The 9,925-nt window shown below is 43.6% G+C and carries 12 protein-coding genes; 6 read left to right on the forward strand and 6 right to left on the reverse strand.

Annotated features, from left to right (window positions below; genetic code table 11):
* A partial coding sequence (locus F6K20_RS11310) for a hypothetical protein (protein WP_287294694.1) occupies positions 1-254 on the forward strand: 254 nt, incomplete at its 5' end.
* Here the strand turns inward: F6K20_RS11310 and accD are convergent.
* From accD to leuB, 5 genes are all read right to left on the reverse strand, one after another.
* Positions 149-1,099, reverse strand: a complete 951-nt coding sequence (gene accD, locus F6K20_RS11315; protein ID WP_287294696.1) for an acetyl-CoA carboxylase, carboxyltransferase subunit beta — start codon at positions 1,097-1,099, stop codon at positions 149-151. The genes F6K20_RS11310 and accD overlap by 106 nt on opposite strands.
* A gap of 57 nt (positions 1,100-1,156) precedes the next feature.
* Positions 1,157-1,378, reverse strand: a complete 222-nt coding sequence (locus tag F6K20_RS11320; RefSeq protein ID WP_009149933.1) for a hypothetical protein — start codon at positions 1,376-1,378, stop codon at positions 1,157-1,159.
* Between the two features lie 290 nt (positions 1,379-1,668).
* Complete coding sequence (locus tag F6K20_RS11325) at positions 1,669-2,502, reverse strand: prepilin peptidase (protein WP_287294700.1); 834 nt, start codon at positions 2,500-2,502, stop codon at positions 1,669-1,671.
* 75 nt (positions 2,503-2,577) lie between these two features.
* Entirely contained in the window at positions 2,578-2,838 is a 261-nt protein-coding gene (locus F6K20_RS11330; protein ID WP_287251253.1) for a hypothetical protein, read from the reverse strand.
* 164 nt (positions 2,839-3,002) lie between these two features.
* Positions 3,003-4,091 carry a 3-isopropylmalate dehydrogenase gene (gene leuB / locus F6K20_RS11335; RefSeq protein WP_287294703.1) on the reverse strand — a complete coding sequence of 363 codons (1,089 nt, stop codon included), beginning with the start codon at positions 4,089-4,091 and terminating at the stop codon, positions 3,003-3,005.
* 466 nt (positions 4,092-4,557) lie between these two features.
* Here leuB and F6K20_RS11340 point away from each other — a divergent pair, with 466 nt between their 5' ends.
* Positions 4,558-5,508 (forward strand): ABC transporter ATP-binding protein, encoded by a 951-nt coding sequence (locus F6K20_RS11340; RefSeq protein ID WP_287294706.1) that lies wholly within the window; start codon positions 4,558-4,560, stop codon positions 5,506-5,508.
* A 52-nt stretch (positions 5,509-5,560) separates the two neighbouring features.
* Positions 5,561-7,291 carry an ABC transporter permease subunit gene (locus tag F6K20_RS11345; RefSeq protein ID WP_287294708.1) on the forward strand — a complete coding sequence of 577 codons (1,731 nt, stop codon included), beginning with the start codon at positions 5,561-5,563 and terminating at the stop codon, positions 7,289-7,291.
* 41 nt (positions 7,292-7,332) lie between these two features.
* Here F6K20_RS11345 and F6K20_RS11350 read toward each other — a convergent pair whose 3' ends face one another.
* A complete protein-coding gene (locus F6K20_RS11350) occupies positions 7,333-7,512 on the reverse strand; it encodes a hypothetical protein (RefSeq protein ID WP_009149948.1) in 180 nt (59 codons plus the stop codon).
* A gap of 63 nt (positions 7,513-7,575) precedes the next feature.
* On the opposite strand from F6K20_RS11350, the gene F6K20_RS11355 reads away from it, so the two are divergent.
* From F6K20_RS11355 to F6K20_RS11365, 3 genes are all read left to right on the forward strand, one after another.
* The gene (locus F6K20_RS11355) at positions 7,576-8,931 is read left to right on the forward strand and encodes an RNA-guided endonuclease InsQ/TnpB family protein (RefSeq protein WP_287294710.1); all 1,356 of its coding nucleotides are present in this window, start codon (positions 7,576-7,578) and stop codon (positions 8,929-8,931) included.
* A 272-nt stretch (positions 8,932-9,203) separates the two neighbouring features.
* Positions 9,204-9,605 (forward strand): hypothetical protein, encoded by a 402-nt coding sequence (locus F6K20_RS11360; RefSeq protein ID WP_009149953.1) that lies wholly within the window; start codon positions 9,204-9,206, stop codon positions 9,603-9,605.
* The gene (locus tag F6K20_RS11365) at positions 9,598-9,774 is read left to right on the forward strand and encodes an HNH endonuclease (protein ID WP_009149955.1); all 177 of its coding nucleotides are present in this window, start codon (positions 9,598-9,600) and stop codon (positions 9,772-9,774) included. Before F6K20_RS11360 ends, F6K20_RS11365 begins: the two co-directional genes overlap by 8 nt.
* The last annotated feature ends 151 nt before the right edge of the window (positions 9,775-9,925 follow it).

The following is a 9,925-nucleotide window of genomic DNA, read 5'->3' on the forward strand; positions in this document are numbered from 1 at the left end:
TATGCATACAAGAGGCAAGAGGCAAGAGGCAAGAGGCAAGAGGGAATATTATCAAACCATCTGACTCCCCATCTCCCCATCTCCCCACACTACCCGATTCCCCATCTCCCCATCTCCCCACACTACCCGATTCCCTACTCCCGATTCCCTACTCCCTACTGCCTACTCCCGACTCCCTACTCCCTACTCCCAGCTCCGAAGTCCCTACTGCTTCTGGCAGGGAAACCGCTACCGGTATAGTAGCCTGGGGTTGATGGAGGCGAATCAGCTGGGCTAGGGTTTTTTTCAACTGGGTCCGATGTACAATGGCATCAACAAAGCCGTGGTCTAGCAGATATTCAGAAGTTTGGAAATTATCGGGTAGCTTTTCTCTTAGGGTCTGCTCAATCACTCGTCGTCCAGCAAATCCAATTAATGCCTTCGGTTCCGCTATGATAATATCTCCTAACATGGCGAAACTAGCGGTCACCCCACCAGTGGTAGGATGAGTCAGCACTGGAATGTAGAGTAGTCTGGCTTCACGATGGCGTTCCAAGGCACCAGAGATTTTGGCCATTTGCATCAGGCTTAACATCCCTTCCTGCATTCTGGCTCCACCAGATGCACAAACAATTACAACCGGTACCTGTCGCTTGGTTCCTTCTTCTATCAAACGAGTCAGTTTTTCCCCAACGACCGAACCCATACTACCGCCCATGAACCGGAAGTCCATCACTCCCAAAGCAATCGGCAAATTCTCTAGCTTACCGGTGCCGGTTTGTACCGCATCTGTGAGCTTGGTTTTTTCTTGGCTGTCTCGCAAACGATCACTATAGGCTTTGCGATCGCAAAACTTCAGGGGATCCGTCGGATGTAGGTGTTCATCCAGTGAGATCCAGGTCTGATGGTCAATCAGCTGGCGGATCCGCTCGTCACTAGGGACTCGCATGTGATGGTCACATTCAGTGCAAACCATTTGATTAGCTTGCAGGTCTCTGGCGTAGGATAGCACTCCGCAAGCTTCACACTTTTTCCATAGCCCATCAGCAATCTCCCGTTCTTGAGGTTGTTTAGGGCTTGGTTTAGGTTTTCTATTTGCAAACCAATCCAATAGAGACATAAAAATTTCTTATCCTGTTAACGTATTATCTAAATTTTTTTAGCTATAATTTTATCTTTATGATTGTCCTGCCTGCTCTTCCTCTGGGGAACTCAACAACAGTAAGGCTGTCCATTGATCTGGTGAGCGAACTTGTAAAGCCGCAGGACTACCTGCACCTAAATAAGACATGATCCCAATATCAAGAATCCGACTTGGGATATCATGAGCAGCTAGCACCTGCTGCATCAGCTCGGCTTCCCAGCGAAGATTGGTAGTTCTGATTGTTATCCAAGACACAGGCCAATACCAATAGCACCAATAGTAGAGTTTTCAGAGCCTTTGAATTTGTTATTGCGATTTCATCTATAGTTTTCTTTATAGGTTATACTTATTTATAAGTATTATGATTATTATACAATTAGCTAAAATTTTATAATAGGTTAATTTTTATAGGTTTCCTATTATATACTAGGTTTAAGCTTTCCCGTTTCAACATCTCAATTAAGATAGTGAGCGAACATTATTCAACAGGTGCGACCAGTGGCGAATTTAATAATTAGATGGGAAAAGCGCACCTAAGATACTTTTTAGCTCAATGGGAAAAACAGTTCTAGGTAAGTGGACACTATTAATTTACCCCACAGTAGAGTCAATCCTGCTCCCAACCCTAGAAAAGGACCAAATGGCATTGGCTGTTTGCGATTCATCCAACCGAGGGCAATGGCTGCGCCACCAGCAAACGCCCCTACACCACAAGCGATGAAACTAGCCAAGAGCAAATACTTCCAGCCTAACCAAGCTCCCATCATCGCCGCTAGCTTAGCATCTCCTCCCCCCATAGCGGATTGACCAAAGGCAATAGAACCCCCAAAGGCAATCAAGTCAAACAACCAAATTCCTAGCACTGCACCTACCACCCCAGTCATGAAATGAGGAATTATTGCTATGGGTTGAGACCCCTCGAAAAAACCAGTAGTTCCTTGAAATACTAAACCAGCCACTAATCCAGACTGAGTTAGGGAATTCGGTAGGGTCATCGTATCGATATCAATCAGAGCCAGAGTCAACAGCCAGCTCAAAAATGCCCAATATCCTAGGGTTTGCCAACCCCAACCATACATCCAGAAAACTAGTAAAAACAGTACACCTGTTATGGCCTCTACTACGGGATAGCGGCTGGAAATCTTGGTATTACAGTGACGGCAACGTCCTTTTAACCACAGCCAGCCCATTACCGGAACATTCTCTCGCTTCCCCAGCTTATGGAGACAATTGGGACAGCGGGAGGGGGGCCAAAGGATGGATAAACCAGCAGGTAGTCGGTAAACAACTACATTCATAAAACTGCCAATAGATGCACCTATAGCGAAAACTATTGCGAAAACTATCGACGTTGTCAAGGCAGCGGATACTTCAACCATATCCTGTGTGACTTGCTATTTGCTATTGCTTCATACCATAGAACTAAGACCAATGACCGATTTAATTAATATTTATTAATAAAAGTCTCCTTCTAGTTGACTCAAAGGCACAAAGCATTCAGTTGGTAGAAGGACAGGTTTATCACTAAAGATTAACTTTCCTCTGAGGGTATATCTGTCAATGGCTACACCAGATGGCTGTTGATCTTGGTATGGATGAACTTCGTAGTAAACCCGGTAGATGTGCTGAGCTGCTCTCAAAACCGTAGGATCTATCAGCTTCGGTAGCTCAAGCCGAGTTTGGTAGTTTTCTTGTCTTTGTTGTGATGTATACACCACACTTTTTACCCTATTATTTCAGTTTGACTTTAATGCAATCACGCCTTCACGGCAAGGGGGTATTTCCGCAAAAGGGCACTGATTAACCAGGGGAAACCAACAGATTTTCCTGAGTTATGATAAGTAACAGCAGGTTTACCCCATAAAATCAAGGGATAATATCAAGATTCTTCTAGGCACTGAATTAGAGACTCTCCCATAGCACGACAACCTAAGAGATTCATGCCTTCTGAGATGATATCTCCGGTGCGATCGCCTTTATCTAAAACCTTTACAACTGCTTGTTCAATGCAATCTGCTGCTTCAGGCTGGTCTAAGCCGTAACGTAACATCATCGCAGCACTGAGTACCATCGCTAGGGGATTAGCTTTATCTTGACCCGCAATATCTGGAGCCGAGCCATGAACCGGTTCAAAGACTCCAGGGTTAGATTCGCTTAAACTGGCAGAGGGTAACATGCCGATACTACCGGTAAGCATAGCAGCAGCATCCGATAAAATATCCCCGAACATATTACCGGTAACAATGGTATCAAATTGTTTCGGAGCTCTGACCAATTGCATAGCAGCATTATCCACGTATAGGTGAGACAGTTCCACATCCGGATATTCTGCTGCTAGGGTTGTAATGCGATCGCGCCACAACTGGGACACATCCAACACATTAGCTTTATCCACCGAACACAGTTTACCACCGCGTTTTTTAGCCGTTTCAAACCCTACTCTACCAATGCGGTCAATTTCGGCTTCGGTGTAAGCCATAGTATTGACTCCCCGTTTTTCCCCAGTTTCCTGAGAAAAAATTCCTTTAGGTTGTCCAAAGTAGATCCCACCAGTCAGTTCTCTAACCACCATAATATCTACCCCTTCAACCACATTTCGTTTCAAGGTCGAGGCATCAATCAGTTGGGGGAATATTGTCGCTGGTCGGAGATTAGCAAACAATCCTAACCCTGCTCTTAATCCCAACAATCCGGTTTCTGGTCGTTGGTGGCGGGGGAGATTATCCCACTTGTAACCCCCAATGGCAGCGAGTAAAACCGCATCACTATTGCGACATAGTTCTAGTGTATCAGTAGGTAGGGGTTCATTAGTAGCATCAATAGCTACGCCACCGATTAGGGCCTCGGTAAATTTAAAATTAATATCGAATCGCTTGCCAACGAGGTTCAATACATCTACAGCTACTGCCATGATTTCTGGGCCAATCCCGTCACCAGGTAGCAGGGTAATGCGGTAGGAGTAAGTCATAGTTAGTTTGGTCGATGCTTAAGTATAGGTGTGGTGGGTATAAGTTATAGCGTTCGATACTATAGCATCTGGCCGGTATATCAGGGTAATTTTTTGATCAGCAGAGTTGGCAAGGGATAGGTTAAGGGATGTAACCGATGTAACCGATAGATCAGACTTGGCCACCAGGGAAAAGTCCGGAATGAATCCCTAAGCTAGGGATAACTGATAAAAATGAAGAACTCAAATAATCAATAATAATTCAAATAAATCTAGCTAAGCTCAACCGCCCTAGATCAACCCATAGATCAAGAATAAAGCGCTAGGCTGGAAAGAAACCAACATCTGAATTTCCCTTCGCGGTCCGACCCCGCACTTTTTCAAAGCTAAGCGTGAATGCGGACTAATAGGAGGCTTTGCTCTTATCCTATATTGGCTCAGACAGACCTTAGTCTTAGGTAATTTAAATAACTAAAACCAGACTCTGATGGTAAAAGAATTGGCTATTGATATCCGTGGACTCACCAAGCAATTCGACCGCCATGTGGCTGTGCATGAGGTGGATTTGCAAGTGGAAAGCGGTGAAGTTTACGGCTTAATTGGACCGAATGGTGCTGGGAAAACCACCCTGATCCGGATGTTAGCTGCAGCGGAAGAACCTACCACTGGTGAGATTTACATCAATGGTCAGCGTTTGCTAAGAGATCAAAGCAATCCTAGGCTAAAACAGCGTTTAGGCTATCTACCTGATGATTTTCCCCTTTATGAGGATTTGACGGTTTGGGACTACCTAGACTACTTCGCACGTCTATATAAATTACGAGGCTCAAAACGCCGACAACGGTTATACGATGTTCTGGAACTGATTGAATTAACCAACAAGCGTAATAGCTTGATTTCTACCCTCTCCCGGGGGATGAAACAGCGCCTTAGCCTGGCTAGAACTATTATTCATGAACCGATTTTACTGCTGCTGGATGAGCCAGTCTCTGGTCTTGACCCCATTGCTAGAATGAAGTTTCGGGAAATTATTAAGGTTCTCCAAGAAGCGGGGATGACGATTCTGATTTCCTCCCATGTCCTGAGTGATTTAGCCCAACTGTGTAGCTCAGTAGGCATCATGGAATTAGGGTATCTGGTAGAAAGCGCACCCCTAGATGAGTTTTACCAGCGTCTTGGTCGCCAGCAAATTCTGTTGTCAAGCCTAGGTCAGCTGGATGTACTTAAAGGGGAATTGAAAAATAATCCCCTTGTAGAAGACTGGGAGATATTACCAGAACCAGGTCGGATGCGGATTCATTTTTCAGGAGGTCAAGAGGATTGTGCACAGCTATTGCGATCGCTGGTTAAGGCTGGGATTCCCTTGACAGAATTCCAGTGCTCTCAAGAAGACTTAGAAACAATTTTCCTTAAATTAGGTCATCAGCAAGCATCATAGCTCGATCATAGCTGCATGAGAACTAGGAGACTACAAGGAGACTAATAGCGATATGGCACTTAATAATTTAGTTAACCAACTTGGGGAATTGAATCCCCAGGTGTTTCGAGAACTCAAAGGGAGTTTCAAACAGCGCAATGTCCTGATTACAGTGGCAATATCCTTGGTTGGTCAGTTGGTGATGCTGATCGGTTTTGGAAGTCAGCTACCAGTGGCTGATGGTGATCGTACCATTTATAACCGATATTGCACTGGTGTCAAAGACTATTCCAACCTTACTTGCCTACCAGATGGCTTCGGAGGTTTTGAGATTAACTGGTCTCTGTGGTGGCAAGATGTATTTGTCTGGCTGAGTCTTATCGGTATCTTCAGCTTGTTGGTGGTTGGCACCTATATGCTAATCAGTGACCTTTCTAAAGAAGAAAGTCGTGGCACCTTGAACTTTCTGCGGCTAACACCTCAGTCAAGCCGGAGCATCCTAGGTGGCAAACTACTGGGGGTACCAGCATTGCTTTATCTAGCAGTTGGTTTTGCCCTACCATTGCATTTTTGGGCAGCTATTGCTGGTAAAGTCCATTTGCTTGAGCTTTTAGGATTTTATACCGTTCTCGGTACCAGTTGCCTATTTTGCTATAGTATGGCGCTACTATTTGGCTTAGTTAGCAGATCTCTAGGAGGTTTCCAAGCTTGGTTAGGTTCTGGTGCTGTACTCATCTTTGTGTGGATCACGACCATGGTGATTCATGACAGTGGTGTCAGCCATTACCCAGCCGACTGGCTAACTTTGTTTAATCCCACCATGGTCTTACCGTACCTGATTGATTCTAATTCCTTTGATGGGAGTAGGATTTCTACTTATCACCGTAGTTTCCAAGATTTGCGCTGGTTTGGTATACATATCGGTGTCAGTTTCTGGACTATGGCTGGTTTTATTGTCCTCAACTACGGTGTTGGGAGCTACTGGCTTGGGCAAGGGCTAAATCGTTGCTTCCATAACCCTAAGGCTACCCTGATTAACAAGCAACAGAGTTACTGGCTAACCGCTAGCTTGCAAGCGGTGATTTTAGGATTTGCCCTCAACCCTCAATACAAGAACTGGGGTGGTTATACCCATGGCTTGGAAGAGAATTCACAGATGCTGCTGGTGTTCAACGTGCTGCTGTTTTTAGCTCTGATTGCTGCTTTGAGTCCCCATAGACAAACCTTACAAGATTGGGCCCGTTACCGACATCAGGATCGGACTTTCCGCAAAAAAGGAGGGGTGATAGCTGACTTAATCTGGGGTGACAAAAGTCCCGCTGTGGTGGCAGTGGCAATAAATTGTGCGATCGCATCTGCGATGTTGCTGACGTGGATATTACTTTGGCCTGCCAATGAGTACAAGATACCTGCCCTTTTCGCACTGTTGCTCAATAGCAGTCTGATCATGATTTACGCCACAGTTGCTCAGTTAATGCTGTTGATGAAAACACAGAAGCGAGCCGCTGGTGCAGTAATAGCGGTAGGAGGATTGATTCTCTTACCACCCATCCTGTTCTGGATTGGGTCGATGACTCTCTATGAGACTCCTGCTATATGGCTATTTTCGGTATTTCATTGGGGTATTTTGCCCTATGCTAATGGAAGTGTTTTCTTGGCCATCATTGCTCAGTCCCTAGCCCTAACGTTATTTAACGTACAGCTAGGAAGACAATTGCGACAAGCAGGAGAATCAACAACTAAAGCCTTGCTTTCTGGAAAAACAGAGAAATATCAAGCGAGAGTTAGCCACCTAATTCATTAGGTGGGCGTGGAGCGAGCCGGGATAAATCCCGGCGCTCGTGTTCAAGGTAGCTTTCCGTTTCTCCCTAGATATTCGACATATTCAGAGAGACTTAACCCAGCAGATTTTGCCAGTTCTTTTAGGTTGTCCCAGGCTAGCTTGGTTACCTTCACACTGTAAGTTTTTTTACTTTCGTTATATATGCTTGGTCTGCCGACTCTTCTTTTTGGTTTTTCTGGCATTTGCTTGACATTTTAATTACGGTAGTATTTTTTTAAATAAACATAGCAAAAAGGTCGATGCAAATGTATGGTTGCCAACAACATTTTATAACTACGACAGCTGAAAATAGAGCGATAATAGAATTTATCTGCTCAGAAGCTAACAAGCTAACCAATTGCGGAATCTATTATTGTCGTCAAATATTGTTCAAAGCCGGTAAATACCTTACAAATGCCGATTTGGATAAGATAATGAAGACAAATGTTCATTTTAAGGCAATGAGGTCAGCTTGTGCGCAACAAACGCTGCACGGAGTTATTGAGTCTTTTAAGTCTTATAAAGCCTTAAGCAAGTTATACAAGAAAGGTCAACTAGCGATCAAGCCTAGAGTTCCTAGTTACCGAAAGAAGGGGGGTTTGGCTGTAGTTAGTTATCCTGCTCGGTGGGTAAAGCTAATAAAAGGCCATCTCAAATTCACATTAGGAAAACAGGTTAAAGCTTGGTTTGGGATAGACCATTTCATCCTCCCTATGCCTTCTAATCTTGATTTCAAGTCAATAAAAGAGTACCGCTTTGTTCCAAGGAATGGGTGTTTGTATCTAGAGTTTGTCTATGAACGACCAGCTTCTGAACAGGTTCAATCAACAGACGAAGTGTTAGGTATTGACCCCGGTTTGAATAATTGGTTAACCTGTGTGTCTACTACAGGCAAATCATTTATCTTGGATGGAAGGAAGGTCAAATCTCAAAATCAATGGTACAACAAACGTGTCGCTGCGATTAAAAAAGGGAAGAGCAAGGATTACTGGGATGAGACTCTAGCTTATTTGACCGATAAACGCAACAGACAAATGCGAGACAACGTTAATAAAGCTGCTAGATTTATAGTTAACTGGTGCTTAAGTAATGACGTTATTACAGTTGTATTTGGTTGGAACAAGCGCAATAAAGACAGCATCAATATTGGAAAAAAGAACAATCAACAGTTTGTTCAGATACCTACTGCTAAATTAAAAATTCGAATAGAACAGTTATGTATTGAGTATGGTATCAAATTCCTTGAGACTGAAGAAAGTTACACCAGTAAAGCTAGCTTTTTAGATCGTGATTTCCTACCTGTGCTCGGCGCAAAACCTGTTCGCGAAGCGTGCCCTTCGGGCTTGGGGTGGGCAGCAAGCGGAAAGAGAGTGAAGCGTGGACTTTATCGGTCTGCAAAAGGTGAATTGATTAACGCAGATTGCAACGGAGCTTGCAATATTTTAAGAAAAGTAGCGACACAGCTAGGGAGATCCCTAGCCGAGGTCGGTAGAGCAGATTTGAACCTGCCACAACGATATAGATTAGACTCATTGTCTAGATCCTATCGTGAAGCGTCACGTTCGCGAAGCGAGTCCAAAGGACTCAGCGTGGTTTCAACCCGCAAAGTGACATCCGCTTAGAATCTACGCTTTTCAAAACGTAGAGAGTTCAACCAATTACCAGTCACTGCTGATTAAGTTTTTTAGTTTACCTAAGGGTCGTTTGAACCCTTAGGTCGCGCGTCGATCAACTTTCCTACCCTAATCAAGGACTAGATTATCAAAGGGTTTTTTATCCTAATTATCGCGAAACATTTAAACAACAAATCTACCTTGGAGTGTTTAGCTTTATCCCAAGGCTTCGCTCCTTTTTTTTTTATAATTAAATAAGCATTCAAATCGACTAACAACCAATGGAAAATCTTAAAGTCGAAGCTCAGCTCTCCTACGACCAGTTACTTAGAGCTGTTGAACAACTGAGTTTATCTGAACTGGAGAAAGTTGGAGCATACATCATATCCCTTCAGGCACAACGCAAAGCCCCCAGCCTTTCTTCAGATCAGGCTAGGTTGCTAATTACTATTAATCAAGGTGTACCAGCAGACATTCAAAACCGCTACGATGAACTGATTCAAAAACGAAAAATGGAGACGCTGACAGCTGAGCAGTATAAAGAACTTTTGGCTTTAAGTGATCAAGTGGAAACTATCGAAGCTAAACGTGTCGAAGCCATGGCAGAATTAGCTCGTTTACGTCAAATATCCTTAAGCACCCTCATGGCAGATTTGGATATTCATCTCCCTGGTAATGTCTGATAAATCAATTAAAGCAAAACATAGACAAGCAGTTGAATCACGAGCTCAAGAATGTTGTGAATATTGTCGGAGCCAAGCTCGCTTTGGCCCCCAATCTTTTTCGATCGAACATATCCAACGTCTAAGTCGAGATGTAAAAACTGAACTCGATAACTTAGCCCTAGCCTGAGGTGCGAAAAATAATTAGATTTTGCAAAACTATCTAAAATCCTACTGGTTTAATTGGGGACTTTATTCACCATTAAAATTAGTCCTTACTTATTTAGCACTAAAAAAAATAATAGGATAAATTAAATTATAAATTTTTCCTAAAGCATAAC

Source organism: Moorena sp. SIO2C4 (genome assembly GCF_010672485.1).
Lineage (GTDB): Bacteria > Cyanobacteriota > Cyanobacteriia > Cyanobacteriales > Coleofasciculaceae > Moorena > Moorena producens.